Origin of the sequence: Mariniflexile litorale (assembly GCF_031128465.2) — a bacterium.
Lineage (GTDB): Bacteria > Bacteroidota > Bacteroidia > Flavobacteriales > Flavobacteriaceae > Mariniflexile > Mariniflexile litorale.
In genome coordinates this window covers 2,945,816-2,960,856 of the sequence record NZ_CP155618.1, presented here as the reverse complement: position 1 = coordinate 2,960,856, position 15,041 = coordinate 2,945,816, and the positions used below count along the sequence as shown (strand labels likewise).

The following is a 15,041-nucleotide window of genomic DNA, read 5'->3' as shown; positions in this document are numbered from 1 at the left end:
ATTTTTCATATGATATTGCAGTTCTAGATAACTAACTCTAATGTTTCTTAGTGGTTTTCAAAATGATTTCTTACAAAAGCAAGCTGTTCATTCTCTGTTATATTCTCTGTTGATTCAATATCAATTTTTATATCCTTAAAATTCAGATTCTTATTAAAAGAGTTATGAAGTTCTGTTTTTGCATTTGTAGGACCAAATAATAACACATGATCGTATTTCAAAATCTCGTCTGCTATTTCCTTATAATAACTTTCATTCATTTGTTGTCGTTTATTATGCATCCCTTTTTCACTTCTATTCAATGCTTCCTCCTTTGTTTTAGAAGTGAATTTTGAGGTTATAGTATGATTGTTTTTTTTAATATTTGAATCTATTAAATTCGCCACCGAATGATCCATCCAGATACCTAAGTTTTTATTTATTTCCATTTTTTTTGTTTTAATAATTTTTGATACGTCCTAATATAGTTTCTAAAGAAGCTTTTAATTTATCAATAGCTCCTGACACAGCTAGTTCAATTGTGTCCGACTGGTTTGAAACAACAATTGGTTTCCTGCCTTCAAGCCTAGCTTCCAATAAACAAACTATCTTGTTTCTTCCTTCTTTTTTTCCATTCTCATCTGACAGATGAACCTCTATTCTTGTAATTTGAGATTCATATCTACTTAATTCCTCAGCTATTTGAGAAGAAAAAAAATCCTGAGATCTTTCTCCTCCATTAATTGTTCTGTCTGTATTATATTGAATTTTCATCGTTTATATTTTTTATTTTTAAGTATTTCAAATTTCATTTAACCCTTATCTTCATCTAGATCATTATGACTATCTCCTCCCAAACTGTAATAGTTATTTTCTTCATCTTCACTACCCACACTTTCTTGTTGATCATCTAATTCTGATCCAGGAACATCTAAATCATCACCAGACATATCATCTTCAAAACCCTTTTCGTTTGATGTTGCTTTTATTTCATTTAGGCTTTTTCTTTTTGAAGGATTTTCTGGATCTAGGTCAATTTCCTTTTTTCCTTTGTTATAGATGTCTTCTGAAGGTGGATAGAGTAGATTATCTAGTGAATTTAACTCACCAGTACCATTCTTTGCATTATTAGCACTATGTGTTTTCGAATATTCTAATAATAATTCCAAAAGGGAGTTGTAGTATTCCTTAAAGTTTTTTTTACTCATCCTATCGGTATCTCTTCCTGACTCATTTTCAGGCATTTCAGCAATATATTTAGATAATTCAGGAAATTCTGTGTGTATTTTTATGGTAATACTTATGATATCTTGTTCTAATTCGGCTTTTGTTTTCATATTGGGAATGTTTTAGATTTTAAGTTAAATTATTAATAACGTTTCATATTTGGTAGTGCTAGAAATGCAAACTCAGGAGAAAAAATTCCGTTCTTGGCACGAAGTACTGCCACTCTTGTTCAATTACTTCTATGTAGAATCTTTTAGTCTTTCCAAAATTATAACCTGATTTTGATGTCAGTGGAGTTGAAAAAACCTTCTTTATTCACTCCTGACGCAGTGTTTAGTTTGTCAAGATTATTTTCAATGCTTTTTCTTTGGCAGTATACACTTCATAAACATGTATAACTTCATCTAACTTAAAGTGATGAGTAATTAACTTTTATGGTTGAAATTTTCCAGATGTAACAGTTTTATTTTAATAGTAATAATTGAATTAGACATCTTTTTGTTTTATAATGTGTAACTAATTATTAAGATATAAAGGTGACTCATTTAATACCTAAAAGCATTACACAACATCTGCGAAGATTTACATAATTTACACATTCAGTATATTATGATAGGCATCAGCCCGAAAACTATTCTCTATATAAATGCCTTCACTCCCGTCTTGATAATTGGCCTTCAAGTTTGTTGGGTAATGATTGATATTTTCAATCGCAATGATGCTGCGATTGGGTCGAAAACTAACAAAGCCATAAATAAATGTATTTCGTGGAATTCTGACATTATTTATCACGGCACCCTGAGACAAAGCGCATTCTTAATCTATAATTGGTTTTAAACGTTTGAGTTCCATCTACAAATACTGGAATCGAAAAATCCTTCAGAAATAGAATTTGCCCCAACGATATTTGCTGTATTATAAATGAGCGTTCCTTTTTCAAGGGAACCACCCTGAGGATTAATCACCGTTGCAGTATCATTTGAAACCGTTAAGGCATACTTTGGAATTAGAACACCACCTCCAGTGGTATTTGATATTTCTAAAGCAGCTCTTGGTGCTGTTGTACCAATACCAACTTGTGAAAACATTTTACTTCCAATAAGAAGAAATACAAAAAGAGAATATTTTATCATTAGATATAAATTTTACACAAAAATAATATCAACATTCCTCTATGAATACACTTTATCGATGGATATCCGATTACTGTCGACGAGATAAATACTTGAATAGTTAAATATAATTTGGGGCTTATTGGGAGAAGGGTATTTATGAAATGAAATTCCTGATTTTGATATGTTATAGGGTCATTTTTAAATTAATTTAATGTATTTGGTAATCTTGGTTAAAATTTGCGCTTTTCTTACTTTACTTGTGGATACATAAAGTACTATATCTCTATTCATAGGTAATTCAATAAAAAGGCACAAATACAGGACAAATATTTTAGTAATAGACTATCATTAAACATAAGAACAATTATAGTACATTTATAACAATTAGGGTAATAGCGCTTTTGGGCGCTATTTGACATAATTGCAGATGTAATGGCTTTAGACTTATATCGATAGTAATTATGTCAAGCTAATTGTGGCTTCATTATGTAAAATATTCCAGAAGCATTGTATTTCATTAGATTAATTTGTATCTATATTAAGGGGGTATTTGTCATTTCGATCAAAGAGAGACATCTCATGATACGAGCTAATTATGAGATTCCTCGTTCCTCGGAATGACAAAATACAGAAATAATTCTATGCACTTGTTATATGTAGAACTTCAATTAATCTTTTTTTTAATGTTTCATTATCAATTCTTTAAAATAGTGTCTTGAAACAAAAATTCAAGGCTGCATATAATTTTGGAAACAATTAACGGCTCATTCGCTATATTTTAGGAAACATTGTAACTGGTTAACATTGCTTTGAAATCCCGTGTAAAACTAAAACTCTTAAGAATCTTTAGAACTAAACCCCTAAAATATGCACGCTCATTTCTCCTATTGTTTTCACCAAAATTTTATGAGGCTAAGTTAAACATCTAGATTCTATTTTACATAATACTATTAAATAATGATTTTAAAAAAGTCCAGAATGTTTTCGTTTTGGGATTAACTATTTCATCTTCGTCATCAGATTATAACTTTCATTAAAAAACTCAGATTTTAATTGTTTATCTTGATTTCTATTAAATTCAATTGCTTCATCAGACCATTTTTTTGCCCATTCTACCCTATTCTCTCTAATCCAATAATGAGATTTACAATCAAAACCCCAATTTCCAATTGAAGGTGATAAAGAAACTGATTTACCATCAAATATTATCTTCCAATCAGTTGGAGATAATGGAGTTACAACCTCATTGTCACAACCACACATGCATTTATGTATGGCTGTGCAATATTCAATTGAAATATACAACGTATTATTTTCAATCAAATTAGGCATAAACTTTACAAACTTATACGATAACTTCTTCATTCTGTAAATGTGAATTATTAATAGAATAAGTTGTGTGATGTTCATTTTCTAAATCTTGATAAAATCCAGATAATTTTTTCCATTTAAGTACTGCTAAAACAGCATTTAACGAATTTAATTCAGCAATTTGAATATTTGTTTCATATTCGTTATTTGGATTGTTACTTGCTGGAATTCTATTTTCAAAATGATCGTTTTTATATTTAGTTCCTGTAGTTACCCTTACAGTGCCAATCAAACAATCATCAACTGAATTTACTCCTAATCCAACATCAATAAATGGTATTTCTAAAGAATTCAGATAACTGACTAATGACCATCTAATAAGATTATTATCGATAGAAATAAAAACGTAATCCATACTATTTAGCTCTTTAAAATTATCTTCAATAAGATAATATGAGTGCCCAAATATGTTATTTCTCATTTTAGAATAGACATCCTTATAATAATCCACTTTTTTAGGTTTTTTTTCTAAAACTTCAATTGATGCTGCACCAGGAGATCTAAAAGCATTATGATTTAGAAAGATATCTCCATCATAAATATGTATTTCTTTTACTTTAGTTTTTGCTATTAAATCTAGAATGTACGCTCCTGTACCACCTAATCCTATGATTGCTACTTTTTGATTGATAAATTTTTCATTAATAAATTCAATATTAGCTCTACTAGAATTCGTGTCATAATATTTAAATACAGAATTAACATCATTTTCAATTATGGGATTAAATGGTCTTTCTGTTATATTTTCATCTAAAGCTTTTGCAGGTGATGAAATTATAGTTGCATAAGTTTTTACTTTCTCATAATAATTTAGGTATCCTTGAGGTGGTTTATTAGAAAAAGACAATGAAGTAATTATACCATTACTAAACCTTTTACTAACAGAACTATGCTGTATTCCATTTATAATAACACCGTTTTTGTCACAAGGCTGCTCTCCATTAAACATAATCACATGAGTTTCTGGCTTTACAGTTTTTGTACCACTTAAATTTAAAGTACTTACTATAACACCAAATTTAACTTCTTTATGAATGTTAACATAAGGTATGTGATGGACAAATAAATGTCCATCACATACTTCTAATTGATATCCTTCGTCTCTTAGACGCTTCAAATCTTGGCTATGATTTATCAGTAGCTGTGACATTGAATATCATTTTATGCTTAATACGTATAGTGTCTCCAACAACCATAGAACCTTGTGGTTTATGATTATTACCTCTTGTGTAAGTTACCGTATAACAAGTTCTGTTATTTTCTTGATAACTTCCAAAAGCTAAGATTACTACTTCTTTGAATGAAATTTCTTTTTTATTCCATTCTTTTTCTCTACCATTAACAACTATAACATAAACTTTGTTATGTCCGTTTCCATGGTCTTTACTACTGTCATTTTTATGTTCCATTTTTTTCTTTTTTTAATGGATTTCATAGTTCTCAAGTCTTTAAAACAGTTTGAGAATAATACTGTTCAGACAAAAATGTTATATCAATAGTTGTACAAGTCTTTAAAAAGAAGTAATATTGTATAACAAAACACGGGAAACTATAAAGGTGATAAGCCTTATTATTGTAAAGTCGTCGAAAACTTTTTATCCCATTTACATAATCCAATTTATTGTTGTCGCAATAGATTGGATTTTTTTATTTCTTATCAGCTAATATTTTTAATGTTAAACGCATATTTATAATCTATTAAACTCTTACCATTGTGGAAATTATTAATCCAAGCATCTTCAGTATGACTTATTTCAACAATATCAGGAGTATTAATATCTTTAAAAGTATTATTCACTTTGTTTAGTATTTCTAATTCAATTTCAGAAAACAAGCTTGAATTAAAAGTACGGTCTTTAAATGAAACAAATTGTTTACTAAATCCCCATTGTCTTTCCTCTTCAATAATATTAACATCTCCCTCTCTATTCATAAAATCAAAAATACTATCATAATTATTAGGAACAGGTCCTCGATCTATAGCACGATATCTTGTGCCACTCATAGAAACAGCTTCATACTTATAATGTAGAAAATCACTATAAAACAAAAGCTTATTTAATTTAGTAATATATGGTTCCATATTTTGTGCAAAAAACACAACCATTTCTGTCAATTTTTCTATACTTGGTTTTATATAACCACTAAAATTATCAGGGAGTTTTTCTCCAAGAAGATAATCTTCAAATCTAAAAAAGAATTGTTGTTTCCGTTTTTTAGTTATTAAGTTATCAATTTTGGCTAGCAATTCTTCTTTCTCCTTAGAATCAACATCAAAAACACTGCTAATTTCAACTAAGGATTTAAATTTTTCTGGGTCATTTGCCAATTGAATCAAATTCGCATTTGATTGACTTGGTACTTCTCCGTTTTCATAATTTCTGTAACCATTAACACCAAAACCTAATATTTCAGACATTTTGACTGCGGATAATCCATATTTACTTCTTATTTCCTTTATTTCCTCTGGAAAGGGTAAATTATACTTGTCACGATACTGATTATAAACTTGTTTCATTTTAATCGTATCAAATTGAGTAGTCGTAAAATACTCGTTACTGTCTTCACAATAAAAACTTGGATAATCTACCGAGAAAGAATCCTTTCTAAATGTAATTACCATGTTTCTAACTTGAATAGACATTTCTTTTCCTGTAATTGGACTTTTCATAAAATTAGTTAAACTGGTGATATTTCATTGGAAATTCAGCTATATGAAAAGAAATACAAATAACACCTGTGTTTTCCCTTCCAAGTGATATTTTAATATATATTTCTTCGCCTTTTAGTCTCCTACCAAAGACCCACATCTCACTACCAATAAATTGGCTTTCTTCGAGTGGACCTTCGCAGTAATCTTCAAGTTCTAATTTTTCTAGAACTTTTTTTCTTTCGACTGGCATCAACTCCAAATCAGCAAGCGTTTGAGTGTTCTTTTCTCTGCCATCAAGAAAAATAACCTCCCAAATTTTCATTTTCTCCTTGAATTCTCGAAGAAAGTCTTTTACTTGTTGTTTTGTTACCATGATATAATTTCACAATACAAATATACAAAAAATATTTTAATTCAACTTTAAAGTGTATTATATAATTATTAACATACTTGTTAATAACTTTATAGTTGTTTTTGCGCTTTTAGGTGTGACACTTCATTCCACACACATTACGCTTCCCTCCTACGTCGTCGCATAAAAAGTGTTCCATTAACATCGCAGAAGAAACTTTTAGAATAAATTTTTTGAAGAAACTGAAGTAACAACTTTCGCTTTTAACCAAAGCTCAAGTTACATAAAGCAGAACATTATAGTACAAAATAAACCACTATGGACTGGAAGTCCATAGTTTTAAGCAAAAGAATGAAATTCTTTCTTATCATTACTCTAATATCCAGTTGCCTTTTTCCGTATTGGGCTTATCCTTGTGATGCTCAAGATATTCTTGAACCATCTCATCTGTTATTTGGCCTGTACTCCATACTCCATATCCAACAGCCCAAAAATGACGACCCCAATACTGTTTATTTAACTTTGGAAACTCTTGTTGTAAAAGACGAGAGGAACGACCTTTTAATTTCTTTACCAAAACACTTACACTCAATGATGGTGGGTACTCAACGTGCATATGAATATGGTCTTTGCTCACAACACCCTTTAAAATATGGACATCCTCAGAATTACATATCTGTATCAACAAATCTCGACAGCGATTTTGAATATCTCCCTGTAAAACCGAATAACGATATTTTGTTGCCCAAACTAAATGACAACTTAAATTACTTATCGAATGTGAATTCTTGCGGTAGTTTGACATACAACAAAACTAAAACATTTATAGAAACTAAAGTAACTGCAATGAAATTGCAGGGTTTTAACCTTTAACTTGATAATAAACCTTAACTTAAACTCTCCTTAATTAAGATAATTTAACACAAAATCATTGTTAAAAAGAAACATATTAAAATAATGATTTATGTAACCCATGTGTTTACACAAATAAAAAAGCCAGTTTATCGAAGTTCACTTTTTTATCACAGTTTAGGGCACGACTCGAACTCCCAAACACTTGCTGCATTAAATCCTAATATTAGCAAAAGAAGACAAATAATTGTAATTCTTATTTTGAACATGAAAATAGCCTTATTATGTACCCATCTTTCTTCTGCTATTATGGCAAGCTTAACACGTAAACAATTAATTATATACATACTAGCAACACGTAAAAGCTTTAATAAACAACACATGAATCTTACCTCAAAATGAGGGGAAATAAACCAATGTTGACTTCCAAAATTAAATGGTTTAGTCAACTCCCGCTAAACCAACATAAACCCCACAGCATCCTGAGTCTGCAATTCATATAAACCATCTGCTGTTTTCTGGTAAAAACGAATGGCTAGAACCCCCAAGGGCATGCCAACACCTTTGGGCAAGCTTTCTGGGGTTAAAATTATAGGTGGTACTAAAGCCTCTGTACCTAAAATCATTGGGCTAGCGAGGTGCAAACCAAAAGCCAAAGTCTCAAAATTAAAATCTAAAACACCGTAGCTCAGTTTTATATGGGTGGCTCCTGCCACAAAACCCACCCGTGTTATATCAAACCCCTTGAGTGTTAAAACAAAGGTATCGGCATCCATATTAAATTGAAAAGGCAACATACGCCGTACATCGCAGTCGGGTGTGAAACAAAATTGCTTAAGTAACTGAGTGCCCTCCAAGGTTTTTACACCAACGGCAACACGGCGTTGTCCACGCGCATGCAGGGAATCCAAATGCTTTAATTGGGTAAACAGCCCCAATACCCTACTATGCAAGTACGTAAAGCGGTGGCCAATGTAAAAAGAACTTAAGGCACGCCGAAATACTTTATTCACTCGCGAACACTGCCCAAACTCACTGGCATTTTCCCGTACACGTTGCATGCTCGCTTTGGTTTGTATGGCCTTACCATTAAAACCACCTCCTGCCCGTCTGGCAACGGGTGTGCCGTTTAAATAATAAAAATTAATACCTCCCATAGTACCTACAAACGGAATCATGCCTTTTTGCTTTGCCATATCGCCTAATGTATAAAATAAAACACAACAACCCACACGCAGTTAACCAACTGGTATGCAACAATAAAGATACTAAATAGCGACTATATAAATACTAGTGATTTTAGGATTAAGAAATAATTAAGACTGGTTTTGGTCGCACCCTTCATAAGGAAAATACAAGGTGATGGTGGTTCCTTTATTCAATGCGCCACTAGCCTCAATGCTTCCACCAAAGTTTTGCATTATTTTTTTACAAATAGCCAATCCAACTCCAGAACCAGTATATTTTTCCATAGTATGTAATCTTGTAAAAATCTTAAAAATAGATGAGGCATATTGCTGCTCTAAACCAATACCATTATCTGAAATTTTAATCCATTGACAATACATCTTATGCGAATCATTAATAATTACAGGTGTCTTTGATGCTGTTATTTTCAAAATAGGACTTCTCTCAGGTGAAGCATATTTTAAAGCGTTTTGAATAATATGAGAAAATAACTGTTTCATTAAGTAAGGGGTACCATATACTTCCGGTAAATCTTGGCATTCAATAACTGCCCCACTTTTTAAAAGATCGTCTTTCATAGCATCCAGAGTGTCGTCCATTATAAAGTTTAAACTCATTTTCTCAAGCGTATCTTTGTTATTTTTTATACGGATATACTTGAGAATATCTTGCAGTAAAATCTGCATTCTATTTGCCGATTTCGAGACTCGATTTAAATAACCCACGACGTCTACAGTAGGGGTCTCCTCGATTTCTATAAGAAGTCTTGAAATAATAATTTGAATCTTTCTTAAAGGTTCCTGTAGGTCATGTGTACTAATCCAGTTAATATTCTCTAGTTCAGCATTCGCTTCTTTTAAAATATGACTCTGACTTCGGTATCTTTCTTGCTCTTCCCTAAGCATCATCAATATAATTTGGTTATAAAGCCAATGTGCGTAATGAGCAGCACTATTTAATTCGGGTTGCAACCAAACACTACTCTGGTTTTTAACGATTTGTTTCCAAAGATTAAAAGAATTTCTAGGATGAAGACCTTTGCTATCTTTTATAATGGCTTTTTCTGGATCGCCTCCCCAATTAATTTCAGAGATGGTTTCAGGTCTGTACCATATAATACTATTACCATTTCCCAAAGAATGGTAAATAATACCAGCTATCTCTTCCCCATAATCCAGTTCTGGAAAATGAACTCTTAGTTTATTTGTAATAAACATTTTGTCATTTGTAGAATCTGTAATTGCTGTAATAAGGTGGTCTATTTGATTATGAGTGGGTGTTACACCATTTTTATAAATGGTAGGCCCTATCTTTATTGAAACCCCTACAGCATTTGAGAGTTGCAATAGGTTTTGGTTTGAAATAAGTATTTTAAAAGGTTCTTTAGAATCCGAAAGGTCTAAACCTGTTAATTTTTCAAGGGCTATGGATGTTTTACGTGCAATGGCATATTCATCAGTAGCTTGTCTCAAATCAATTTGCGAGGTTATAAACTGTCCTTGTAGTTTAGCTGCCAATCTTACTTCTGGAGAAATGTTTTTTACCGAATAATGATGGCATGCAATCAAGCCCCAAAGACGCCCTTCATGTATTAAAGAAATGGTAAGAGTAGCACCTACCCCCATATTTTTTAAATATTCTACATGAATGGGAGATGTGCTTCTTAAAATAGATAAACTTAAATCTAAATTTTTATTCTCATCATCATCAGTCGTAAAAATAGGAACAGGTGTATAACCAATATCTACTATAAAACGAAGCTGATTCTTTAAATACAATGCGCGTGCTTGAACTGGAATATCAGTATGCGGGTAATGCAAACCTAAAAAAGGTTCTAAATCTTCTCTACAATTTTCAGCATATACTTCCCCGTTATACTGGTCATCAAAACGATAGATCATCACCCGATCGTAACCCGTTATTTGTCGTATGCCTTCTGCAACAAAACCACACAAACCTTTAAGAGACGTACTGCTATTCATATGGGATAAGAACGTCATCGTTTGGGCATAAACGTCAACTAAATTCTCCTTTTCCAAAAACGTGGGTTCACATTCCAACACATAAATATCATCACTTTTATGTATAGTGAGTTGAAAAGTATTATCAAGAAGATCCATTTCTAAGGGGAAAACAGATAATTTTTTCTCATTAGTTATAAAATCTTGTATGATGCGATGAGCCTCAGTTCCAAAAATAGTATCAAAATGCTTGCCTATAACTTCACTCAAAGAAATATCTATAAAAGATGAAATATTATCAGAACAAAAGTCTATGTTCCACGCCATAGTAAGCCCTATAAGAAAGCCATGAGGTTGAATACTTCCTGGAATATGAATAGGCTCATGTTCACAATTGGTTAATGTAACAAGGTCTCTATTAACGATATCTTTAATCTTCATCGATATTTGCGCTTAGAAAGTGATTATAAATACATTCGAAAGCATATAAGGCTCCTTCTATGATCTCCGGTTCACAATTGTTATCAGCTTCATATTGAGCTAATGTATTCAGAAATGATTTCCACATGCTCCCCGTTGAAGAGCCATATCCAGTAAAATAGGAAACACCTTTTCCTTGGTCAAGTCCTGGTACGGTTTCAATGTTTTTTAATATGAAGCGCCCCCCAAGCGTAGACCCTTCAACTACATACAGCATGCCCAATGCAAAAGGTATTGTTAAGGGATGTGTTTTAAAAACAGATTTTGAAATTTGGTGATTATAGTGAAGAAATAACAGGTCTTCTTTTATTAATGGTGTTTTTGCTCTTACCTTTATAGTATCAATAAGCTCTGAAAGTAAAGGAAAAACCGTTGCTTCTAAATTCTTATGAACATCATACATTAAAGACAAATAGCGTGTGTAATGTTTTATCTCCATAGAAGGAGAAAGGATCATGGCAGACACTGGTAAATATTCTAGTTTCTTATGTATATGGGCTGTTTGTGTTTTTAAATGGAGCAAAAAATCTTGTGTTCTAGAGGGATTTAACATGTATTTTATTGTAGCTTTATATATCAGGAAAGGTAAATAAAAAAATAAAACCATTAAAAAGTTTAATAACAAACGTTTTAAAAAATATTATATAATGATAAATGCCACTGCTAATATGGCCTGTTTTTACAACCACTATAGTAACCTGATAAGGGTACAAAAGTATATAATAATTTTTATAAATTAATTATTACATAACTTAATATGAGTAGGTTTTAAATATACTAGGCTTCTCTAAAAATAAGACCATTAAAAGTCATTTAACCTGATGGCGCTTCTAAAATTTATAGAACGTTGTGATGTAAACTTTAAAAAAATAAAAATTTGTAGAAATGGACTTATTTAATAACGATTCAATAGATAACTGTTTGCCAAACGATGGCGAAGTTTATTATTATGGAAACATTCTTAATATAGAACAGGCTCAATACTATTTCGAACACTTATTAAAAAATATTGAATGGGATTATGACAAAGCCATTATTTATGGAAAATTGATTGTTACCAAACGAAAAGTGGCTTGGTATGCAGATCAACCCTTTGATTATACCTATTCAAAAATCACCAAATCGGCACTTCCATGGACCATGGAACTTTTAGAATTAAAAAAAATAATAGAAAAAAAAACAGGAGAAACGTTTAATGCCTGTTTGCTTAATCTATATCATAACGGTAATGAAAGTATGACTTGGCATAGTGATAGTGAAAAAGATTTAAAAAAAAATGCAGCAATAGGCTCCATAAGTTTGGGTGCAGAACGTAAGTTTTCCTTCAAACATAAAACCACAAAGCAAACCGTTTCCATGGTTTTAGAAACAGGGAGTTTATTGGTTATGAAAGGAGCAACTCAAACCCATTGGCTACATCGTTTACCACCAACTAAGAAAGCAAAAAGTCCACGAATTAATTTAACATTCCGAACTATACAAATTTAATGTTTTGTCTTATCAAATCGCTATACACAAAACAAGTGTATAGAAACAATAGAACAAGACGCAAATACCCCAGAAAGTTCAAGCAATAGGATATTTTAATAACCTGTATAGTTATTTTAGGACGGTTCACGGGTCAGTCAACCATATAGATACTTAATAGTTATAGCATGCTTATAGCAACATTATAGCAATGTTATAGCAGGTTTATACTAAGAAAAATAGATGGAATAAAGGGTGCCTAGAAGTTCGTACATGATGTGGAGTGTTTGCAAATTTAAACAAAAGTCTGTTAATAATAGGTAAAACGACGCAGCTGTGCCAGATATTTTGCCAATCGTACCACACATATAAAATAGCGTGTTTGCCATCCTTCCTGACGATCGTTGCTTTACCATCATAAATGCCCCCTTGTCGCTCGAATCCACTCTTGTGGTTCTTTATAAAATAGACACAACATCACAAATTTAAAAAACAATTACATGTCCTAAAAGCCTTTTTTAATCTGCTCAATCCATGCCATTGTTATGAATATAAGCTACTGTTAATTATGGTAACCTTATAACGGGTGTAATAAATAACCTAGCGCTTTAAGCCATTGGATATCTCATTAAAAATAATATATTGCCTATATAATGTGGATATAGACAAGTGTCTATATTCAGCATTCAGTTATTGTTACACATTTGACAAAATTTAAATAAATGGGGGTTTTAGAAACTTTTGGATTAAAAAAACCTTGAACTTGACTGTAGATATGGAAAATTTATTAAATTTCTGCAACAAAAAGTTAAGCCAAACAAACTATTTTTCTTTGACATATTTGACCAAGAACAAAAGGAATTTTACGAAAAATTAATAGATTTGACAATAATATAATTAACTAAATGTCAACAATAAAATTTCATGTTAATCCAGATTAAACAAACCCCAATAAATAATTAAAATGATTAAAAAAACCTTACTCTTTATTAATTTAATTCTAATTTCATTAAACTCTTTTTCTCAGAAATGTGTGGACGAGACAGACCCGTTCACTAATGAAAGAAAAATATCTTTTGACTATAACTATAAAACTGTTTACTTACAATTAATCGACGAAAAAATCGAATTTGAAATAACATTCAGTTACAGAGGTGAAAGAAGTAATGAATTTAAAGAAAATACAGAACTATTATTCAAACTCGAGAATGGAAATATTTTAACCTTAAAAACATTCAGGAAATCCATTCCTAAAATAGAACAAATAAATTATTCATCTAATACTTTTGGGTATGGAATGGGCATGTCAATGTCTAACTCACAAAACTACTCTACATATTCTTTTGCTTTCTCATTATCAAAGACTGAATTAAGCCAACTAGCAGAGTCTAAAATTGACCTAATTAGAATTCCGGACACCGATGAAGGTAAATTCTACGATTTAGAGTCTAAGGGTGAAACAAAGAAAAAAATAAAAGCAATAAATAAAGGGGCTACCTGTATGAATGGTTTTATATAATGAAAATAACAAGTCCTAAATAGAAAAATAAAATTTATGACAAAACTATTATTAACACTCTTTCTTCTTTCAGGATTAACCCTTATTACGTTCAAAGAATCATCATCAAAACAAAAAACTAATACGGAAATCACTAAAACACATTCAGTTGATAGTTTGACAATCTATCAAACCGAAAATTTGATTATTAAAAAACTATCCAATCATATCTATCAACATATTTCATATCTAAATACAGACGATTATGGAAAAGTAAGCTGTAATGGAATGTTAGTTATAAATGAAAATAAAGCAATTGTTTTTGACACACCAACGGACAACAAAAGTTCATTAGAATTAATAGATTTCGTTATTAATAAACTTAAGAGTGAAATAACAGCTATTATTCCAACTCATTTTCACGAAGATTGTGTTGGAGGAATACAGGAGTTTGAAAAACACAATATTCCAATATACGCTATCAAGCAAACCATAGCGTTACTAAAAAAGAATGGTCAAAACTTCTCTAAACCAATTAGAAAGTTTGATAACAACCTCATGTTAGATATTGGAAACAAGAAGGTTTATGCCGAGTACTTTGGAGAAGGTCACACAAAAGATAATATCATAGGATATTCTCCAGAAGACAATGCCATCTTTGGTGGGTGTTTAATTAAACAAGTTGGAGCAAATAAAGGATATTTGGGAGATGCAAACACAGACACATGGTCGGAGACTGTTCGCAAAATCAAATTGAAATATCCAAAAATTGAAATTGTAATTCCAGGACACGGAGAATCGGGAGGAACTGAATTGTTTGACTATACAATTGAATTATTTGAATTAAAATAGACAGCTGCTAAAGCCGGGGATAATTAATAGCGGTTAAGTGCTAAAT

General features: G+C 31.2%; 17 protein-coding genes. 3 read left to right on the top strand and 14 right to left on the bottom strand.

Features of this window, described 5'->3' with window-relative positions:
* Positions 1–47: 47 nt before the first annotated feature.
* The 14 genes from QLS71_RS12335 to QLS71_RS12270 all read right to left on the bottom strand — a co-directional run bounded on the left by QLS71_RS12335 (position 48) and on the right by QLS71_RS12270 (position 11,731).
* On the bottom strand, positions 48–428 hold the full coding sequence (locus QLS71_RS12335; RefSeq protein WP_308990890.1) for a hypothetical protein: 381 nt from the start codon (positions 426–428) through the stop codon (positions 48–50).
* A gap of 10 nt (positions 429–438) precedes the next feature.
* On the bottom strand, positions 439–753 hold the full coding sequence (locus QLS71_RS12330) for an HPF/RaiA family ribosome-associated protein (RefSeq protein ID WP_308990891.1): 315 nt from the start codon (positions 751–753) through the stop codon (positions 439–441).
* A 38-nt stretch (positions 754–791) separates the two neighbouring features.
* The gene (locus tag QLS71_RS12325) at positions 792–1,316 is read right to left on the bottom strand and encodes a hypothetical protein (protein WP_308990892.1); all 525 of its coding nucleotides are present in this window, start codon (positions 1,314–1,316) and stop codon (positions 792–794) included.
* A 481-nt stretch (positions 1,317–1,797) separates the two neighbouring features.
* Positions 1,798–1,998: a conjugative transposon protein TraM gene (traM, locus tag QLS71_RS12320; protein WP_308990893.1), complete on the bottom strand. Its 201-nt coding sequence runs from the start codon at positions 1,996–1,998 to the stop codon at positions 1,798–1,800.
* Positions 1,999–2,039: 41 nt separating this feature from the next.
* Positions 2,040–2,339 (bottom strand): hypothetical protein, encoded by a 300-nt coding sequence (locus QLS71_RS12315; RefSeq protein ID WP_308990894.1) that lies wholly within the window; start codon positions 2,337–2,339, stop codon positions 2,040–2,042.
* A 981-nt stretch (positions 2,340–3,320) separates the two neighbouring features.
* Entirely contained in the window at positions 3,321–3,686 is a 366-nt protein-coding gene (locus QLS71_RS12310; RefSeq protein ID WP_308990895.1) for a DUF6527 family protein, read from the bottom strand.
* Complete coding sequence (locus QLS71_RS12305) at positions 3,667–4,842, bottom strand: ThiF family adenylyltransferase (RefSeq protein WP_308990896.1); 1,176 nt, start codon at positions 4,840–4,842, stop codon at positions 3,667–3,669. The genes QLS71_RS12310 and QLS71_RS12305 overlap by 20 nt, the downstream gene beginning before the upstream one ends.
* Positions 4,817–5,101, bottom strand: coding sequence for a multiubiquitin domain-containing protein (locus QLS71_RS12300; RefSeq protein WP_031444228.1), 285 nt, complete (start codon positions 5,099–5,101; stop codon positions 4,817–4,819). The genes QLS71_RS12305 and QLS71_RS12300 overlap by 26 nt, the downstream gene beginning before the upstream one ends.
* A gap of 248 nt (positions 5,102–5,349) precedes the next feature.
* The gene (locus QLS71_RS12295) at positions 5,350–6,363 is read right to left on the bottom strand and encodes a type II TA system antitoxin MqsA family protein (protein ID WP_308990897.1); all 1,014 of its coding nucleotides are present in this window, start codon (positions 6,361–6,363) and stop codon (positions 5,350–5,352) included.
* Between the two features lie 4 nt (positions 6,364–6,367).
* Positions 6,368–6,718, bottom strand: coding sequence for a type II toxin-antitoxin system MqsR family toxin (locus QLS71_RS12290; protein WP_031444230.1), 351 nt, complete (start codon positions 6,716–6,718; stop codon positions 6,368–6,370).
* A 349-nt stretch (positions 6,719–7,067) separates the two neighbouring features.
* A complete protein-coding gene (gene tnpA / locus QLS71_RS12285) occupies positions 7,068–7,502 on the bottom strand; it encodes an IS200/IS605 family transposase (protein WP_308990898.1) in 435 nt (144 codons plus the stop codon).
* A gap of 502 nt (positions 7,503–8,004) precedes the next feature.
* The gene (locus QLS71_RS12280) at positions 8,005–8,745 is read right to left on the bottom strand and encodes a hypothetical protein (RefSeq protein ID WP_308993866.1); all 741 of its coding nucleotides are present in this window, start codon (positions 8,743–8,745) and stop codon (positions 8,005–8,007) included.
* A gap of 120 nt (positions 8,746–8,865) precedes the next feature.
* Positions 8,866–11,139 (bottom strand): ATP-binding protein, encoded by a 2,274-nt coding sequence (locus QLS71_RS12275; protein ID WP_308993867.1) that lies wholly within the window; start codon positions 11,137–11,139, stop codon positions 8,866–8,868.
* Entirely contained in the window at positions 11,129–11,731 is a 603-nt protein-coding gene (locus QLS71_RS12270) for a biliverdin-producing heme oxygenase (protein WP_308993868.1), read from the bottom strand. The genes QLS71_RS12275 and QLS71_RS12270 overlap by 11 nt, the downstream gene beginning before the upstream one ends.
* A 332-nt stretch (positions 11,732–12,063) precedes the next feature.
* On the opposite strand from QLS71_RS12270, the gene QLS71_RS12265 reads away from it, so the two are divergent.
* The 3 genes from QLS71_RS12265 to bla all read left to right on the top strand — a co-directional run bounded on the left by QLS71_RS12265 (position 12,064) and on the right by bla (position 14,995).
* On the top strand, positions 12,064–12,666 hold the full coding sequence (locus QLS71_RS12265; RefSeq protein ID WP_308993869.1) for an alpha-ketoglutarate-dependent dioxygenase AlkB: 603 nt from the start codon (positions 12,064–12,066) through the stop codon (positions 12,664–12,666).
* A 943-nt stretch (positions 12,667–13,609) separates the two neighbouring features.
* The gene (locus QLS71_RS12260) at positions 13,610–14,164 is read left to right on the top strand and encodes a hypothetical protein (RefSeq protein ID WP_308993870.1); all 555 of its coding nucleotides are present in this window, start codon (positions 13,610–13,612) and stop codon (positions 14,162–14,164) included.
* A gap of 36 nt (positions 14,165–14,200) precedes the next feature.
* Positions 14,201–14,995, top strand: a complete 795-nt coding sequence (gene bla / locus QLS71_RS12255; RefSeq protein ID WP_308993871.1) for a subclass B1 metallo-beta-lactamase — start codon at positions 14,201–14,203, stop codon at positions 14,993–14,995.
* Positions 14,996–15,041 lie beyond the last annotated feature (46 nt).

Coding starts and splice junctions, on each gene's coding strand:
- QLS71_RS12335 (WP_308990890.1), bottom strand. CDS start 428: ATGGAAATAAATAAAAACTTAGGTATCTGGATGGATCATTCGGTGGCG.
- QLS71_RS12330 (WP_308990891.1), bottom strand. CDS start 753: ATGAAAATTCAATATAATACAGACAGAACAATTAATGGAGGAGAAAGA.
- QLS71_RS12325 (WP_308990892.1), bottom strand. CDS start 1,316: ATGAAAACAAAAGCCGAATTAGAACAAGATATCATAAGTATTACCATA.
- QLS71_RS12315 (WP_308990894.1), bottom strand. CDS start 2,339: ATGATAAAATATTCTCTTTTTGTATTTCTTCTTATTGGAAGTAAAATG.
- QLS71_RS12310 (WP_308990895.1), bottom strand. CDS start 3,686: ATGAAGAAGTTATCGTATAAGTTTGTAAAGTTTATGCCTAATTTGATT.
- QLS71_RS12305 (WP_308990896.1), bottom strand. CDS start 4,842: ATGTCACAGCTACTGATAAATCATAGCCAAGATTTGAAGCGTCTAAGA.
- QLS71_RS12300 (WP_031444228.1), bottom strand. CDS start 5,101: ATGGAACATAAAAATGACAGTAGTAAAGACCATGGAAACGGACATAAC.
- QLS71_RS12295 (WP_308990897.1), bottom strand. CDS start 6,363: ATGAAAAGTCCAATTACAGGAAAAGAAATGTCTATTCAAGTTAGAAAC.
- QLS71_RS12290 (WP_031444230.1), bottom strand. CDS start 6,718: ATGGTAACAAAACAACAAGTAAAAGACTTTCTTCGAGAATTCAAGGAG.
- tnpA (WP_308990898.1), bottom strand. CDS start 7,502: ATGTCAAACTACCGCAAGAATTCACATTCGATAAGTAATTTAAGTTGT.
- QLS71_RS12280 (WP_308993866.1), bottom strand. CDS start 8,745: ATGGCAAAGCAAAAAGGCATGATTCCGTTTGTAGGTACTATGGGAGGT.
- QLS71_RS12275 (WP_308993867.1), bottom strand. CDS start 11,139: ATGAAGATTAAAGATATCGTTAATAGAGACCTTGTTACATTAACCAAT.
- QLS71_RS12270 (WP_308993868.1), bottom strand. CDS start 11,731: ATGTTAAATCCCTCTAGAACACAAGATTTTTTGCTCCATTTAAAAACA.
- QLS71_RS12265 (WP_308993869.1), top strand. CDS start 12,064: ATGGACTTATTTAATAACGATTCAATAGATAACTGTTTGCCAAACGAT.
- QLS71_RS12260 (WP_308993870.1), top strand. CDS start 13,610: ATGATTAAAAAAACCTTACTCTTTATTAATTTAATTCTAATTTCATTA.
- bla (WP_308993871.1), top strand. CDS start 14,201: ATGACAAAACTATTATTAACACTCTTTCTTCTTTCAGGATTAACCCTT.